Source organism: Micromonospora sp. WMMD723, assembly GCF_049863385.1.
Classification (GTDB): Bacteria; Actinomycetota; Actinomycetes; order Mycobacteriales; family Micromonosporaceae; genus Micromonospora; species Micromonospora wenchangensis.
In genome coordinates this window covers 2,009,461-2,024,886 of sequence record NZ_JBMKNR010000001.1, presented here as the reverse complement: position 1 = coordinate 2,024,886, position 15,426 = coordinate 2,009,461, and the positions used below count along the sequence as shown (strand labels likewise).

Here is a 15,426-nt window from a genome sequence, read left to right as displayed (position 1 = left end):
GGTCAGTAGGTCTCGACGTGCACGCTGGTCTCGCTCAGCGTCTGCACCACGAAGATCTGCGCGCCGAGCGGGATGGGCCGGTCGGCGCGGGCGTTGAGTTTCACGGGTTGGCCGGCGACGCGTACCCGGACCTCGCCGTAGCCGCCGGCCGGGATCGGGGTGACCACCAGGCCGAGCGCGCCGACCAGGTCGTCCCGGGTGGGGGTGGCGTCGGTGCGCATGTCGCGCGCCGCCCGGCTCAGCCGCCCCGCCAGCCACGCGGTGGGCACCGCGGCGAGCGCGCCGCCACCGACCGCCGCCGCGATCATCCCCGGGGTACGCCCACCGAGCAGTTCGTTGACGATGGCCGCGCCGAAGCCGAACGCGCCGAGGAAACCGGCGACCGCCTCGACGGAGACCGGACCGTCGACATCGGGATGACCGAAATGCAGGATTTCGCCGCCGAGCAGGGCGAGCGCCAGCACGCCGACGCCCGCCCCACCGATGATCAGAAAGATGAGCGTCCCCGTGGCCACGACCTGCACGGTAGCGACCCGACGCAACGTTCCGCGTGATCATTCGGGGGCGACGGACGCCGTCCGTTCGGCCAACTCCCTCGGCGGCGGCAACCGTTGCGGCTCGTGTCCGGCGGGGTCGGCGAGGACGACGTCCCGGTGACCACCCGGCCGGGTGCGGCGGGACGATTCTGCCCGTCCTTCGGACGGCAGTTGACGCAGCACCCTCGGGTCGCGCAATTTCCGTCGGGTGGGAGTTGGCTTTTCCGCACAAACAGGAAGCCCTTGTGTTTGCGGCACCCCCTACATAACATATCGACAACGCCGAATTGCTGATCCCGAGGTTAAGATCCGAATAACATGAGCCTTGACGCGTACCTCTCCTCTCCAGGGGGCGCCAGCAGGGGCGTTCTTCCCGAACGAGGTGGGTGTATGAAAGAAATCCGAATCAGCCGACGGGACGGTTTCGTCGCGCTGGGCGCGGGCCTGGGTGCCGCGCTGCTCGGCGCGGGTCCCGCAGGCCGTGCGAGCGCCGGAGCAGCCGGGGGCGGCACGTCGACCAGCCCGCCCCCGAAGGATGCCGTCGGCTACAGCGTCACGATTATGAACAATTCTGCGCTCGACGGAATGAACGCCATCCTGTTCCAGGAAACCCCCGTCCTTCCGAGCGACGCCGTCACGCTCGCCTGGATGTCGAAGATGTGCCACCCGTCGACTGTCGTCGAATACCAGTGGAGCATCGACTACAACTTCGTCTGGGGTCAGGTCGGAACGCTCGTTCCCGGCACACAGTTCGTGGCAGGTCAGATCCTGCCGGCCGACCTGACGCAGAACAACCTCGTCACCCTCTCCTACGTTGACGGTGGTTTCGAATTCGGCCCGACCAGCTCCTCCGGAAAGAACGGCAGCCTCATCATCAAGGAGGACGACACCGTTCCGGGGCCGGGGAACCAGGAGCAGGGCAGTGTGGGCATCGGCATGTCGGGGGCCGGCACGTTCGTTGTACCGACCCTGCCGAACGCCGGCGTCGAGTTCGACCCCAAGCCCACCTACTGGGTGGCCTTCGGTAGCTTCTCCAGCAGCGAGGTGATGGACGTCTCCGAACTCACCACGCCGGCGCAGGTGTCGTATCCCAGCGGCATGACCAGCGCGAAGGCCATTTTCGACGGCAAGGGCTGGACCATCTCGTACGGCAACTAGCGCCGGCCCCGCCGCCCGGCCCGGCCTGCCACCCCCGGTGTCGGTCGGGCCGGGAAGAATGGTCGGCATGCGCTGGACCGTGCTCGACTCGCCGATCGGGGAGTTCTCCGTCGCCACCGACGGGACGGCGGTCTGCGGCACGCACTTCGGCCGGGTCGCGTCGGCCGACGACGTGCCCGGCGACGGGCTGGCCGGCCGGGCGGTCGCGGAACTGCGGGCGTACTTCGCCGGTGAGCTGACCGGGTTCACCGTGCCGGTGACGGTGCCGCGCGGGTCCGAGTTCGAGCGCGCCGTGTGGCGGGAGATGACCCGCATCCCGTACGGGGAGACGCTCACCTACGGCGAGGTGGCCCGGCTGGTCGGCGACCCCGGCGCGGCACGGGCGGTCGGGGTGGCGTGCAACCGCAACCCGGTCCCGGTGATCGTGCCCTGCCACCGGATCGTCGGCGCGGGCGGCAAACTGGTCGGCTTCGGCGGCGGCCTGCCCCGCAAGGTAACCCTGCTGGAGTTGGAGGCGGGGGTGGCGCTGCGCCGCGCCTGGTCGTGACGATCAGATCGCCGATCAGCGCGGCAGAACCGGGTGGGCGTGGACGGCGGTGTTTTTCGGTTCTTCTGAGCGGCCGGCGGCAGCGGGACGAGGTGCGGGGCCGGGTGCGCGTGCCGGGCGTGGGGCGCTTGGGCGATCGCCGCCGGACAACCGTGGTCCCTGGCTCGGATGGTGGTCGGCCAGCCGGGCACGAGCCCGTCGTTGGTTGATGAATTCCCAGCTCACAGCTATCTGGCGAGTTTTTCGGCTGGCCTGCCCGAATAGCAGGAACCCGCCTCCGTCGCCTCCCGAACAATCACCATGTTGTTCCCGGAAGCAATTATCTGGGCTGCGTGACGACTCAGTCCGGCATTGAGATTCGGTGAGTGGGGGGAGCAAGATCGGAGGTGCGGGCGGGAGTTCGACGACGGTGTTCCGTCGGATCCGACTCCCTGCGCCGAATCTTCCAACGAACCAACGCGCGACGTGACACCGTCGTGCCGGCAAGGAGTTCCGACATGTCTTCTCGACAGCAGCTGGATGGCGGCCGTCCGCGGCGGCGTGGGACCGACGGGGGTGCCCTGGTGGCCGTTCTGCTGGCCATGCTGATGATCTATTCGGCGCTGGTGATGCGCGACGGCGGGTCCTGGCGGGTGGCGGTCGCCATGCCGGCGATCCTGGGGATCGTCGCGGTCCAGATGGCCCGCTGGACGTCGCAGACCTGGGGCCGCAGCCACCAGCGGACGCTGCGCCGGCTGTTCGACATCCTGGGTGCGGAGACCGGCCCCGGAGGCCGGGATGTCGCAGAACCGGCGGGTCGATCCGACGGACAGACTCCCGAAGGCCGGTGACGGTCGTCCTACGCACGCAGGAAGGTCAGAACGAGAGTGCACAGCCCGGCGTCACCGCCGACCGAACACGGAACAACCAGAAGGACGGGCCGGCCGCTGAATCCGGTGGTGGGCTTCGGCCCGGCCGCCCGACTCGCTCAAGAGCTGCGTGGCGCATACCTGGCCGCTGGTGAGCCGCCCATGAAACGCGTGGCGCGCATGGGCGACGTGAGCACGAGTACGTTGTCGGAGAACCTCAGTGGTCGGAGGATCCCCACGTCGCATGTGTTGGACGCCTTCCTCGTCGGTATCGGCGTCACCGACGAGGTCGCGCGCGACTGGCGACGACTTCGCGAGAAGGCAGTTGAGGCCGCCGAGCGGTTCGAGCCGGACGGCCGCATCGCCTCGTCGTCAGGTCTGCTCGCCGCGCTGCGTCGGCTCAGGGCGGAGCAGCGGCTGACCGACGAGGAACTCGAACGGCGACTCGACGCGGTGAGTGGGCAGCGACTGAAGGGCGCGTTGTCGGGTTCGGTGCCGGGAAGAGCGCAGGTTGACGCCATCCTGGCCGGCGAGGTCGCCCTCGATCCGGATGCACTGGGTTACCTCGTCCTCTGCCTCGGTGCACACGAGAGCCAGGTCCGCGCCTGGTGTGCGCTGGCCGATCGCCTCGGCGAACAGCGGACGGAACAGCGGGACCCGTTGCCTGATCCGCACGTCGCGTCGGCCTCGACGGCAGACGCAGTAATCGCCTCGGGTGCGGCGGCCGAGGGGACTCCTGGACCCTCGATCGTGCGACCACCCCGGCGGCGGTGGCACATGCTGGCGGCGGTGGCACTGACCGCCGTTTCCCTGGTTCTCCTGGGCATGGCGACGGCCGACCGCAGGCGCGACCGGGTCGCGCCGGACAACGAGCGGTCCGGTGGTCCGGTGGTGGAGGAGGCGCCGGACGGTCGGTACGAGGTCTTCGTGTTGGGCCAGCGGATAGTGGTCACACCGCAGCCGGCGTTCGCCCGGGAGGATGCTGTGCTCACCCGGCTGGTCGTCTCCCGGACGACCACCTCGTCCCAGGTGGACGACTACGAGAAACGGGAGTTCCGGAGGACCGTCATTGACGGGCAGGACTGCGAGTCCAGCACGCTGATCGACGCGAACGACCGGCGGAAGCCTGAGCCGACGCAGTGCACTGCCTCCGCGCTGACCCGGTTGCGGGTCCCGAACCCGTCGACGGACCCCCGGGAACTCAGCCGGCAGCTCCTGGTCGATCAGGGAGCCGAGCCGGGATCAACGGCCGAGTCGCTGGCCGTGCTCCGGGGGATAGCCAACCTCAACAAGGAGCACTGTCTCGGTTCCGCACAGCGAGCGGCGGTCCTGCGGGTGCTGGCCGGTCTACCTGGCCTGGTGTTCCGTGACTGGTCGATAGACGCCACAGGTCGGCAGGGACTGGCGTTCAGCATCGACGGCGAAGCCGCGGAGAATCCTGTGGGCACCCGGGACACGCTCGTCATCGACCCTGATCACGGTGCACTCCTGTTCCACGAGCAGACCGTACGTCCCGAGACGCCGGTGCCGGTGGTCGAATCCGGAACCACGTTCGTGGACTGCGAGCTGAGGAAGAGGCACGACTGAGCAACCGCCCGGGGAGGGTGGGTCTTCGGCGAAACCCACCCCGGGCGGCGGTACCGTCGAGCCGAGGTGTCGGAAACGCGGCCCCGAAAAGGCGAATCGGGGATGCGCCATGTGAAGAATGACGCCGCCGGTGACGGTTTCCGGCGCGGATGGTTCCGGTGATCGCTGCCCACGGGTCGATCCCACATGGTCATGCCCTTGATCGCCGGCACCGGGTCTGATCCATCCGCTCCGAGGCGGCAGACAGTTTAGCGGATATCGATGATCGTAGCCGTCCTACGGTCGATCGCGATTCCCTTCCGGCCTGGCGATCATTCGGGGCGCGACTCTACCCTGAGCCAACGGGCGTCACGGAGCGTTGTCACTCGATCTCGGAGCGTTCATTAGGTGCTCCCGACCTGCCCTGCTGTCGCTCGACCGAGGGAGGGAAGCCACCATGGTCCGTGTCGTTCGCCGCCTGCTGGCCGGCGTGATGATCAATTTCCTGATCATATTCGGCAGCTTCTCCGCCGCCACCCCTGCGGCTGCGGCGTCGCCAGGTGTGCTCGCCGCCCCCAGTTGCCCGGACGGGTGGTTCTGCTTCTACGACGACGTGCGATTCGGCACCCCCTACGGCAAGCTGTCCGACTGCGGCTGGCAGAACCTGGCCACCTGGGGCTGGCAGGACCGTACGGAAGCGGTCTACTACAACCTGAAAAGCGGTTCGGTGACGTTCTACGAGAGCAACGGCACTCCGCTCTTCACGGTGAGCGCCTCGAAGAGATCCATCAGCGATGTCTATCCGAAGCAGAACAGGGCGGACAAGGTCTACCGGGTCTGTTGAACGAGGGACAGCCCGTCGGATCGATCCTGGAACCGGCGCGACCCTGCCGGGCGCACCTCTGCCGGCAGCTGTCGCCGCACCTGAAGACGGCGGACCGAACGCGCGAGGGCCGGGTCCGAACGGACCCGGCCCTCGACGGTGCGGTGTCGGTGCGTCAGCGCTCGACGTCGCCGGTGATGAAGCCCTCGACGGCGGCGTGCGCGTCGTGGTCGGCGTACTGCACCGGCGGGGACTTCATGAAGTACGAGGAGGCCGACAGGATCGGGCCACCGATCTTGCGGTCCAGCGCGATCTTCGCGGCCCGGACGGCGTCGATGATGACACCTGCCGAGTTCGGCGAGTCCCACACCTCGAGCTTCAGCTCGGCGTTGAGCGGGGTGTCACCGAAGGAACGACCCTCGAGGCGGATGTACGCCCACTTGCGGTCGTCCAGCCACGGCACGTGGTCCGACGGGCCGATGTGCACGTCGCTCTTGACCATCTCGTGCGGGATCTGGGACGTGACCGACTGGGTCTTCGAGATCTTCTTCGAGACCAGCCGGTTGCGCTCCAGCATGTTCATGAAGTCCATGTTGCCGCCGAAGTTGAGCTGGTAGGTGCGCAGCAGCTCGACCCCACGGTCCTCGAACAGCTTCGCCAGCGCGCGGTGCACGATGGTGGCACCGACCTGGCTCTTGATGTCGTCACCGACGATCGGCAGGCCGGCGTCGGTGAACTTCTGCGCCCACTGCGGGTCGGAGGCGATGAAGACCGGCAGCGCGTTGACGAAGGCGCAGCCGGCGTCGATCGCGGCCTGGGCGTAGAACTTCGCCGCCTGCTCGGACCCGACCGGCAGGTAGCAGACGACCACGTCGACCTGGGCGTCGCGCAGCGCCTTGGTCACGTCGACCGCCTCGGCGTCCGACTCCTCGATGATCTCGCGGTAGTACTGGCCCAGGCCGTCGAAGGTCGGGCCGCGCTGGACGCTGACGCCGGTGGGCGGCACGTCGCAGAGCTTGATGGTGTTGTTCTCGCTGGCGACGATCGCCTCCGCGAGGTCCATGCCGACCTTCTTGGCGTCCACGTCGAACGCCGCGACAAAGTCCACGTCCGATACGTGGTAGTCGCCGAAGGTGACGTGCATGAGACCCGGGACGCGGTCGTTCGGGTCGGCGTTGCGGTAGTACTCCACGCCCTGCACGAGGGACGAGGCGCAGTTACCCACACCGACGATGGCGACGCGGACGGAGCCCATAGCGTCTGCCTCCTTCTTCTTCATCACGGCCGCTCTTTCCTGGACTCTCCAGGCGGAGGCGGGCTGTTGTTGTCTCGTGGACCGTCGGCCACCCCGGGTCGCGGGGCGGTCGGGGCACGGCCGGAGCGCTCGTTGGCGATGAGCTCCTCCAGCCAGCGGACCTCACGCTCGCAGGCGTCGAGGCCGTGGCGTTGCAGTTCCAGGGTGTACGCGTCGAGCCGTTCGGCCGCCCGGCCCAGCACGTCCCGAAGTCCTTCGCGACGTTCCTCGATCGTGCGCCGGCGGCCCTCCAGGATGCGCAGCCGGGTCGCCTGGTCGGTGCGGGCGAAGAACGCGAAGTGCACGCCGAAACCCGTGTCGTCGTACGTCTCCGGTCCGGCCTGCGCGATCAGTTGGGCGAACCGTTCCTTGCCCTCGGCGGTGATCTTGTAGACCACCCGACCGCGCCGGCTGGTCAGCGCGGGCACCTCCTCGGCGGAGGCCGGTGCGTCGGTGGCCTCGGTGATCCAACCCGCCGCCTGCAACCGGCGCAGGGTCGGGTAGAGCGAGCCGTAGCTGATCGCCGCCCGGATGGCGCCGAGCTTGGCGGCGAGCTCCTTGCGGAGTTCGTAGCCGTGCATCGGGGACTCCTGGAGGAGGCCGAGGATGGCGAGTTCCAGCACGGGCCACCCTTCCCCTGCCGTCGGGGCGGAAGGTCAACCGCCTCGATGTATCGGACCGATACATCGCACGTTAGTACCTCGATCGGCGTTCGGGCAAACCCCCGTTACGCGCCGGCCTCTTCACGGATCGTGACGGTGGTCGCCCCACCCGACCGGAGCGCGTACCCTTTGCCGCATGCGTACGTCTCGCCAGGTGGTCGACTACTCGCTCCAGAAGCGGGCAGTGCTGCGTGACCTCCACGCCGGGCGGGTCGGCACGTACGACGTCTGCGACGCGTCGCCGTACCTCAAGAACGCGGCCCGCTTCCACGGCGAACCGACCGACCAACGGTGTCCGATCTGCCGGAGCGAGAACCTGACCCACGTCCACTACATTTACGGGGACGAACTCAGGCAGTCGGCCGGCCAGGCGCGTTCCCTGGCCGAATTGCCCGTGCTGGCGATGACGCTGCGTGAGTTCCAGGTCTTCGTGGTGGAGGTGTGCCTCGGCTGTGACTGGAACCATCTCGTCGAGCAGTTCCTGCTCGGCCGGGACGGGCTGGCCGAGGGCGGCCCGGAGCAGGGGGCGGCGGACGCCGCCACCGCTGCCACGCAGGGGCGAAGGCGAGAGGCGCAACGGTGAACCTGGCTGATCCGGTCGATTCGGGTGGCGTACGACACAGTCACCGTGACCGGCGGCCCTTCGGCCCGAATGGCCCGAATGATGTGGAATTTGCAGCGCGTCCCCGGCTCCGCGCCGGCCTCCCGACGCGTGTGTCAACTCACGGCAACCCGGTGGTGACGCCCCCGCGTCCCACCGCGACCGGCAGGGTGTGAGGAATGAACTCGTACGGCGATCCCAGTTCCCCGCGTGCGCGGGCCCAGGTTCCGGGTTCGAACGGCGGCCCCGGACCGGGGGCGGACGACGGGTACCCCCGGCGGGGCGGTGACGCCCGGGGCGCGGCCCCGGCGGGCCGGGCCTCGGTCGGCGGTGCCGCGCCCACCGGGCGGGCCTCGGCGGCGGTCCCCCCGCCGCGCGCGACAGGTGGTGCCGCCGGATCGGCCTCCGTCGGCCGGGCCGTCCCGGGCCGGGCCTCGGTGCCGGTCTCGCCGGCCGGGCCGGGTCGGGCGTCCGTGCCGGTCTCCCCGGCTTCGCCGGGGTGGGGTGGCCCGGGCCGGGCGTCGGTGCCGGTCTCCCCGGCGGGCGGGCCTTCCGGCCGGGCCTCGGTGGGGACGGCCTCCGCGGGGCGGGCCAGCGTCGGCGCGGCCTCGGTCGGCTCCGCCGGGCGGGCCTCCGTGGCGCGGGCCGGCGTCCCGCAGGCCGGCGGCGGGCCGGGTGGCCCGAACGGGCCGAACGGGCCGGGTCGTGGCTACGGCGGTGCGGGCGGCGGGCGCGGGCGTGGTCCTGGTGACCCGGACGCGATGGCGCGGGCGAAGCGGCGCAAGCGGATCAACCTGCTGATCGCCAGCTTCGCGGTCTTCATCATGCTCGCCGGGCTCGGGGTGGTCGGGTTCACCTACTACTCCACCACCGTGGTGCTGCCGAACCAGATCAAGCTGCCGCTCGCCACCACCATCTACGCGAGCGACAACAAGACGGTCATCGCCAAGGTGGGCGAGCAGAACCGCACCTTCGTCTCGATCAACCAGATCCCGCAGCACATGCGGGACGCGGTGGCGGCGGCGGAGGACAAGAACTTCTACGAGCACGCCGGTGTCGACTACAAGGGCATCGCCCGTGCCGCCTGGAACAACCTCTCCAACGGCGACAAGCAGGGCGCCTCGACGATCACCCAGCAGTACGCCCGTAACGCCTACGAGAACCTCCAGGACGACTCGTACGCGCGGAAGGTGAAGGAGGCGATCGTCGCCTCCAAGCTCAACGATCAGTTCACCAAGGAACAGATCATGGAGCACTACCTCAACACCATCTACTTCGGTCGCAACGCGTACGGCATCGAGGCGGCGGCGTGGGCGTACTTCGGCAAGCCGGTGTCGAAGGTCGACGTGGCCGAGGCCGCCGTGCTGGCCGCGTTGATCAAGCAGCCGGAGCCGAGTAGCACGCACAAGGGCTTCGACCCGTCGATCAACCCGACCGACGCCAAGAGCCGCTGGGACTACGTCATCAAGAACATGATCGAGATGCGCTGGGTCGACGCCCCCGGCCGGCCGGCGCATCCGACGGAGTACCCGACGAAGACGTTGCAGACCCCCAAGGAGTCCCGGTCGGGCGTCAAGTTCGGGGTCAACACCCCGATCGGTAACGTCATCAACTACGTGTCGGCGGAGATGCGGGAGAAGAAGCTCTGCACCGACAACGACGCGGAAGTGACCGAGCGTAAGCCGCGCTGTTCGGCGATGCTCCGCGAGGGTGGTTACCGGATCAGGACCACCATCGACAACAAGGTGCAGAAGGCCGTCACCGGTGCCGCCCAGCGCAGCACCAAGGGCTCGGAGCTGGACGGGGCCCGCAAGAACCTGATGGCCGCCGTGGTCTCCATCGACCCGCGCAACGGTCGGGTGCTCGGCTACTACGGCGGGGACGACGGCACCGGCACCGACTACGCCGGCACCAACACCGACACCAACGGCAACGTCACCGGTGGGCACTCGCCCGGCTCCAGCTTCAAGATCTACACGCTGGCGGCGGCGCTGGAGGCCGGCAAGTCCGTCGAGTCGCGCTGGAAGGGCCGGGCGTTCACCCCGGAGGGCGACAAGTTCCGGGTCAGCAACGCCGGCAACGACAACCCCAAGTGCGGGGACTCCTGCACGTTGCGGGAGTCCACGCTGCAGTCGTTGAACGTGCCGTTCTACCACGTCAGCCTGGACATCGGGCCCGACAAGATCGTCGACATGGCGGCCAAGGCCGGCGTCAGCATGATGTGGCAGACGAACGTGAGCCCGCCCAAGGGGCACGACCTGACCAAGGAGAAGGCTTCCGACCTGGCGCCTGACCCCTTCTACCACGTGGTCGCCTACGGCCAGTACCCGATCACCGTGCTCGACCACGCCAACGGCCTCGCCACCTTCGCCAACAAGGGCATCTACAACAAGGCCCACTTCCTGATCTCCGCCGAGAAGCAGAACAAGGAGACCGGCAAGTGGGAGAAGCTGGGCGGCGAGCAGCTCAAGCCGCAGAAGCGGATCAACCCGGACGTGGTCGCCGACGTGACCGACGTGTTGGAGGCATACCCGGGCCGGATCAACCACACCCTGGCCGACGGCCGGAAGGCGACCGCCAAGACGGGCACCTGGGAGCTCAAGGAGGGCACGAACCAGAACGGTGACGCCTGGACCGTCGGGTACACCCCGCAGCTCGCCACCGCCGTCTGGGTGGGCAACAAGGGCAAGCGGGAAGCGATCAAGCTGAACAACGGCGCCAACATGACCGGTTCCTCCATGCCCGGCGAGATCTGGGAACGGGTCATGAACGGCGCGCTCAAGGGCGAGGAGAAGCTGGACTTCCCGCCGGCGGCGAAGGTCGGCGACCCGGAGTCCGGCAACGGCACCCCGCCGCCGCCCCCGCCGCCGCCGCCGAACCCGAACGGCCAGAACTGCGCCCCGACCGACCTGCAGTGCCTCCTCGGCGGCGGGAACCAGGGCGGCAACAACCAGGGCGGTAACCAGGGTGGCAACAATCAGGGTGGGAACCAAGGTGGAAACCAGGGCGGCAATCAGGGAGGGAATCCGGGAGGGAACCAGGGCGGCGATCCGCTGACCCCGCCCAACCAGAACCTCCCCGGCCAGAACGGCGGGAACGGCGGCGGCCTGCTGCCGACCCCACGCGCCCGGGACTGAGCCGAAACCCGTACCGACGAGCGTCAATGCCGCTGCTGGCGATCCGCAGACCTGCGGTCGCCGGCAGCGGCATGTCGCGGGTGGGGTGCTCCGCGTCGGGCGAACGGAGTCCGCACCGCAACATGCTGCTCGTCCGGGAGCCATTCATAGGGCAGGATGCATTCTCATGAGCACCCAGCCGACGGCCGGCATCGACGACGCCGGGAGCAGCGACCACCCGTCCCGATCGGACGGCTTCGTCCGAGGCGTCTCCGAGGCGATCGGCGGACCGCTCGGCGACCACGCCGTCGCCGTCGACCGGCCCGCCGGCCGGGAGAGCCGGTTCTGGACGGCCGCCCGGATCGTGCTGGCCCTGGCCTGCCTGACCCTGGCGCTGCACTGGGTGCAGAAGGCACCCTGCCAGAACGGCGCCTGGCAGAACAACATCCAGTACACCCGGATGTGCTACACCGACGTGCTGGCCCTCTACTACGCCGAGGGCCTGCACGAGGGCAAGGTTCCCTACCGGGACCACCCGGTGGAGTACCCGGTGCTCACCGGCTACATGATGGGCGCGCTCGGCCTTCCGGTGCATTCGCTCGGCGTCGACGACCCGACGATCAACCAGGGGCGCTGGTTCTACAACGCCAACGCGTTGACCCTCGGCGCGCTCGCCGTCGCCACCGTCGGGGTGATCCTCGCCCTGCGCCGCCGACGACCGTGGGACGGAGCCCTGTTCGCCCTGGCCCCGGCGCTGTTCCTCACCGCCACCGTCAACTGGGACTTCCTCGCTATCGGGCTGGCCGCCTTCGGGCTGGCCGCCTGGGCGAAACGACAACCCGTCCTGGCCGGCATCCTGCTCGGCCTCGGCGGCGCGGCGAAGATGTGGCCGCTGTTCCTGCTCGGCCCGATCCTGATCCTCGGTCTGCGCGCCGGTCGGCTACGGGCCGCGCTCACCGCCGTCGCCACCGGCCTGGTCGCGCTGGTCGCGGTGAACCTGCCGGCGGCGATCCGCTACCCCGACAACTGGGGACGGTTCTTCGAGCTGAACACCACCCGTCCCATCGACTGGGGCACGCTCTGGTACATCGGGCGGTACCTCGACGGCAAGGTGAACACCGGCGCCCCCGGCGACCAGGGCCCGTTCCAGTGGCTGAACGCCAACATCCCGACCCTCAACAACCTGTCGTACGCCCTGTTCGGGCTGGCCTGCATCGGCGTGGCCGTACTGGCGCTGCGGGCACCCCGACGGCCCCGGCTGGCCCAGCTCGCGTTCCTGGTGGTGGCCGCCTTCCTGATCTTCAGCAAGGTCTGGTCGCAGCAGTTCGTGCTGTGGTTGCTGCCGCTGGCGGTGCTCGCCCGTCCCCGCTGGGGGGCCTTCCTCGCCTGGCAGTTCGCCGAGGTCTGCTACTTCGTCGCCTTCTACGGCGAACTGCTCGGCTCGGCCACCAGCCGCCCGGTCTTCCCCGAGGGGGTCTTCGTGCTGGCCTCGTCGCTGCGGCTCGGCACGGTGGTGGTGCTCTGCGTCCTGATCGTCAAGGACATCCTGCACCCGGAGCGCGACGCGGTCCGCCAGACCTACCTCGACGACCCGGACGGCGGCGTCCTCGACGGCGCCCCCGACGCCCCCTGGCTGTCCAAACTCCGCCGCCGCGACGTGCCCATAGTGTCCACCAGCAATCTTCAACAGGTCTCTCCCGCCGAGGGGCCCTGACGGGGTAGGGGCGTGTCTGCCGATCCTGTAGTGGTGGGCGTTGAGGATGTCCTGGTGGTGCGCTCGTGGTGACCTGACCGATCAGGCCTGGGCGGTGATCGCGCCGGATATGGGCCCGGATCCTCGCCGCAGCACAGGTCCACGACGAGATGCAGTGGCGATCAGCATCGACTCGTCGATCGCTCACGCCCGGCCAGGCCGGTGACAACCCCCAACTGCTGGCACTGCTCGACACGATTCGTCAACGGTCACGGACCTGGCCGACCACGCAAACGGCTCCGACCGACCTGCCGGCCATCAACGGCTGCGGCAGAGTACCCGCCTTCGCGGAGCGCCGGGTATAGGCGTGCCTCGCGGGTCTGGGCCCGCGAGGCACGTAGTTCGGCCAGCGTCGGCTTTCCTGTCGCGACGAGGGATTGCTCAGGGAGCGTCTTTCTGCCTCCAGCAACCTTGTCGAGAACCGAGGTCAGTAACAGTTCGAGATGGAGTAAACGGGGTCCCAGTCGGCAGTGTCATAGGAAGGACTTCTCGCAAGGACTGAAGACGGGATGCCCTGACTGTCAAGAAGATACGGGGAAGGAGCCCCGGGGCTCTGGTTGTTGACCCAGTAGCCCGTGCCTGTCCAGTTGTACAAGTCGTAGATGTGGCAGGAGTACAGAAGAAAGATCTTCCAGGCGGTCCCGTTCCAGACTGCGGCACAGAAGGTCCCGGAGGGGCACGAGTAGGTTCCGCCGGCCGGCACGGTCGTCGTCTTCACCGATGGCGAGATCGTCGGGGTCGCCGAAATGTGAGCGCCACGAGGCGCTGGCGGTCCGGTTAGGGTGATGTCCTTCCCGTGGGCCTGAGAAGTGGCCGCCATCCTTGTCTCGACACCGACCGGCACGCCTGTGGTAGCTGTGGCGGGGGTGGCGGTAACGGCGACGAGGAGCGCCGCGATGATGGCGGGCGTAAGGATAGATCTCTTCATCTCAACCCCTTAACTGGTTTGGCTGGAAAATGCCCTGACATTTTTCGGCAATGCGGCATGAGCATGAACGCTGAATTCACCCCCGTGTGTTGGTGGCATGCAAACCAGCATGGACCTTGCCGGCGAAATCCTTGATGGGCGTGGTCAGGATAGGGCCATGGTGAGCAGTTTGAGCGCGTTGGAGGTTTCACTGAGGGCTCGATGCAGCGCCTCGGTTGCGCGCTGATCCAAGTGGATTCCCGCATACTCAGAAGCTGTCTGGCCGTCGACATGGATCCGTCTTTCCACTTCAGTGACGGCGACGCCTGCTGTAATCCCGAGATCTTTGCCCAGGCGCCCTCTCAAGGACCGCAAAACAGCGAGAGATTCGGCGGTGCGGGAGGCTTCGTGCAGGGCCTCCGCAAGTCGGCAGTGCAGGGCTTCATGGTAAGGATGAACTGTCACCCAGTATTGCAGCTCGTGTATGAGATTTACCCGGTTACCACGGGTGAACTCCAACTCGACCAGGTGCTCGATGGCGCGCAGCCGGTGTTCCTGCCAGCGGATCGCGTCGGCCTGTAGTGCTGAAGAACTGACGTCCTGCAGGGCATCACCTCGCCACAGGCTCAGGCCACGCCGAAGCAGGGTGACGGCGAGGTCGTTGCGAGTGTTCTGCCGGGCTGATTCGGCCTCCGCGCAAAGGCGGCGGAAGTGCAGGCCATCGACATGGTCTTCTGGGACCTCCAAGATGTAGTTGCTGCCCTGGCGAACGATCTTGGGAGTCGAGTTGTCAGTGGGCAGAAAGGCTCGGAGGCGCCCCAGGCGGTTCTGGAGTTGTCGACGGGCGGTGATCGGCGGTTGGTCGTCCCAGACGATGTCGATGAGCTTTTCGGTAGAAACTGGGCAATTTGCATTGACGACGAGTGCGGCAAGCAGCCTGCGACCGCGATCACCAGACAAATAAACCCGGGAGCGATTCGACGTCACTGTCAGTGGACCCAGGAAACTGAAATACAAGACTACCCCCGTGGTAGTTGCGAAGCGAATCCCTGCCGAACCATACCCTGGTCGGCATCACTGAGCATCTATTTGATGCCATGTAGTCGAGATGTTCTTCACCTTGTCGATATCTCTGCCGATCAGTCAGCGCTGTCCAACTTGTCATCGACGCAGGTCGGTGCGCCTCCTGAGGGTGGGTGATCTCCAGTGGGGATCGATGCGGGCCAAGTGATGATCAGGCAGTGGTGCGCTGGGATGTGCGCCTACGAATCTGCCGAGGAAAATGCGGCGTCGGTTGGTCGACGGCCGCCCCCGACGTGTGTGGACGCAGGTCCCCCCGACAACAGGTGCTCACGGAGAGCGCCATGGATCGGGGCGAGCTGCGGAGACACGGCTCTCCACACCCGCCGGCACCACAGCGAGGCACGGGCATGTCATCGCCGCCTCACCCGTGCTCAGGCATTTGACATGGGTTCATCCCGGACGGTGACGGCCGGTGATCGCGGCGATGACGTGGCGGTGACGTCGCTTGTCATCATGCGCTCACTCCGCTGTTCAGGACGACAGGCAGGAAGACCATGATCCGAAGACGTGTCCCACTCGCAGTAGTTGCCGC

At 67.9% G+C, this 15,426-nt stretch carries 13 protein-coding genes and 1 pseudogene; 9 read left to right on the top strand and 5 right to left on the bottom strand.

Annotated elements, in window-relative coordinates; all coding sequences use genetic code 11:
- Positions 1-2: 2 nt before the first annotated feature.
- The gene (locus ACN261_RS09110; protein ID WP_421484802.1) at positions 3-524 is read right to left on the bottom strand and encodes a hypothetical protein; all 522 of its coding nucleotides are present in this window, start codon (positions 522-524) and stop codon (positions 3-5) included.
- A 402-nt stretch (positions 525-926) separates the two neighbouring features.
- Between ACN261_RS09110 and ACN261_RS09105 the strand changes: the two genes are divergently transcribed.
- The 5 genes from ACN261_RS09105 to ACN261_RS09085 all read left to right on the top strand — a co-directional run bounded on the left by ACN261_RS09105 (position 927) and on the right by ACN261_RS09085 (position 5,499).
- The gene (locus ACN261_RS09105; RefSeq protein ID WP_421484801.1) at positions 927-1,694 is read left to right on the top strand and encodes a hypothetical protein; all 768 of its coding nucleotides are present in this window, start codon (positions 927-929) and stop codon (positions 1,692-1,694) included.
- Between the two features lie 67 nt (positions 1,695-1,761).
- Positions 1,762-2,241: a methylated-DNA--[protein]-cysteine S-methyltransferase gene (locus ACN261_RS09100; RefSeq protein ID WP_421484800.1), complete on the top strand. Its 480-nt coding sequence runs from the start codon at positions 1,762-1,764 to the stop codon at positions 2,239-2,241.
- 563 nt (positions 2,242-2,804) lie between these two features.
- Complete coding sequence (locus ACN261_RS09095; protein WP_421484799.1) at positions 2,805-3,071, top strand: hypothetical protein; 267 nt, start codon at positions 2,805-2,807, stop codon at positions 3,069-3,071.
- Positions 3,072-3,251: 180 nt separating this feature from the next.
- Entirely contained in the window at positions 3,252-4,676 is a 1,425-nt protein-coding gene (locus tag ACN261_RS09090) for a hypothetical protein (RefSeq protein WP_425849494.1), read from the top strand.
- Positions 4,677-5,112: 436 nt separating this feature from the next.
- Positions 5,113-5,499 carry a peptidase inhibitor family I36 protein gene (locus ACN261_RS09085; protein WP_421484797.1) on the top strand — a complete coding sequence of 129 codons (387 nt, stop codon included), beginning with the start codon at positions 5,113-5,115 and terminating at the stop codon, positions 5,497-5,499.
- Positions 5,500-5,653: 154 nt separating this feature from the next.
- Here the strand turns inward: ACN261_RS09085 and ACN261_RS09080 are convergent, their stop codons facing one another.
- Together ACN261_RS09080 and ACN261_RS09075 are read right to left on the bottom strand one after the other, a co-directional pair.
- Positions 5,654-6,733, bottom strand: a complete 1,080-nt coding sequence (locus ACN261_RS09080; RefSeq protein WP_204925500.1) for an inositol-3-phosphate synthase — start codon at positions 6,731-6,733, stop codon at positions 5,654-5,656.
- Between the two features lie 23 nt (positions 6,734-6,756).
- Complete coding sequence (locus ACN261_RS09075; RefSeq protein ID WP_421484796.1) at positions 6,757-7,395, bottom strand: PadR family transcriptional regulator; 639 nt, start codon at positions 7,393-7,395, stop codon at positions 6,757-6,759.
- Between the two features lie 175 nt (positions 7,396-7,570).
- Between ACN261_RS09075 and ACN261_RS09070 the strand changes: the two genes are divergently transcribed.
- The 4 genes and pseudogenes from ACN261_RS09070 to ACN261_RS09055 all read left to right on the top strand — a co-directional run.
- Positions 7,571-8,017, top strand: a complete 447-nt coding sequence (locus tag ACN261_RS09070) for a DUF5318 domain-containing protein (RefSeq protein WP_421484795.1) — start codon at positions 7,571-7,573, stop codon at positions 8,015-8,017.
- A gap of 197 nt (positions 8,018-8,214) precedes the next feature.
- Positions 8,215-11,172, top strand: coding sequence for a transglycosylase domain-containing protein (locus ACN261_RS09065; RefSeq protein ID WP_421484794.1), 2,958 nt, complete (start codon positions 8,215-8,217; stop codon positions 11,170-11,172).
- 166 nt (positions 11,173-11,338) lie between these two features.
- On the top strand, positions 11,339-12,865 hold the full coding sequence (locus tag ACN261_RS09060; protein WP_421484793.1) for a glycosyltransferase family 87 protein: 1,527 nt from the start codon (positions 11,339-11,341) through the stop codon (positions 12,863-12,865).
- Between the two features lie 179 nt (positions 12,866-13,044).
- Positions 13,045-13,141 (top strand): annotated as a pseudogene (locus ACN261_RS09055) (IS5/IS1182 family transposase); the annotation flags it as partial.
- 190 nt (positions 13,142-13,331) lie between these two features.
- Here the strand turns inward: ACN261_RS09055 and ACN261_RS09050 are convergent.
- Together ACN261_RS09050 and ACN261_RS09045 are read right to left on the bottom strand one after the other, a co-directional pair.
- On the bottom strand, positions 13,332-13,832 hold the full coding sequence (locus ACN261_RS09050; RefSeq protein WP_425853674.1) for a hypothetical protein: 501 nt from the start codon (positions 13,830-13,832) through the stop codon (positions 13,332-13,334).
- A 144-nt stretch (positions 13,833-13,976) separates the two neighbouring features.
- Entirely contained in the window at positions 13,977-14,828 is an 852-nt protein-coding gene (locus ACN261_RS09045; protein ID WP_425849489.1) for an AfsR/SARP family transcriptional regulator, read from the bottom strand.
- Positions 14,829-15,426: the final 598 nt, after the last annotated feature.

Excerpts from the sequence above, each read along its gene's own strand:
- ACN261_RS09100 (WP_421484800.1), top strand. The coding sequence starts at position 1,762 with ATGCGCTGGACCGTGCTCGACTCGCCGATCGGGGAGTTCTCCGTCGCC.
- ACN261_RS09085 (WP_421484797.1), top strand. The coding sequence starts at position 5,113 with ATGGTCCGTGTCGTTCGCCGCCTGCTGGCCGGCGTGATGATCAATTTC.
- ACN261_RS09065 (WP_421484794.1), top strand. The coding sequence starts at position 8,215 with ATGAACTCGTACGGCGATCCCAGTTCCCCGCGTGCGCGGGCCCAGGTT.
- ACN261_RS09105 (WP_421484801.1), top strand. The coding sequence starts at position 927 with ATGAAAGAAATCCGAATCAGCCGACGGGACGGTTTCGTCGCGCTGGGC.
- ACN261_RS09050 (WP_425853674.1), bottom strand. The coding sequence starts at position 13,832 with ATGAAGAGATCTATCCTTACGCCCGCCATCATCGCGGCGCTCCTCGTC.
- ACN261_RS09070 (WP_421484795.1), top strand. The coding sequence starts at position 7,571 with ATGCGTACGTCTCGCCAGGTGGTCGACTACTCGCTCCAGAAGCGGGCA.
- ACN261_RS09080 (WP_204925500.1), bottom strand. The coding sequence starts at position 6,733 with ATGGGCTCCGTCCGCGTCGCCATCGTCGGTGTGGGTAACTGCGCCTCG.
- ACN261_RS09060 (WP_421484793.1), top strand. The coding sequence starts at position 11,339 with ATGAGCACCCAGCCGACGGCCGGCATCGACGACGCCGGGAGCAGCGAC.
- ACN261_RS09090 (WP_425849494.1), top strand. The coding sequence starts at position 3,252 with ATGAAACGCGTGGCGCGCATGGGCGACGTGAGCACGAGTACGTTGTCG.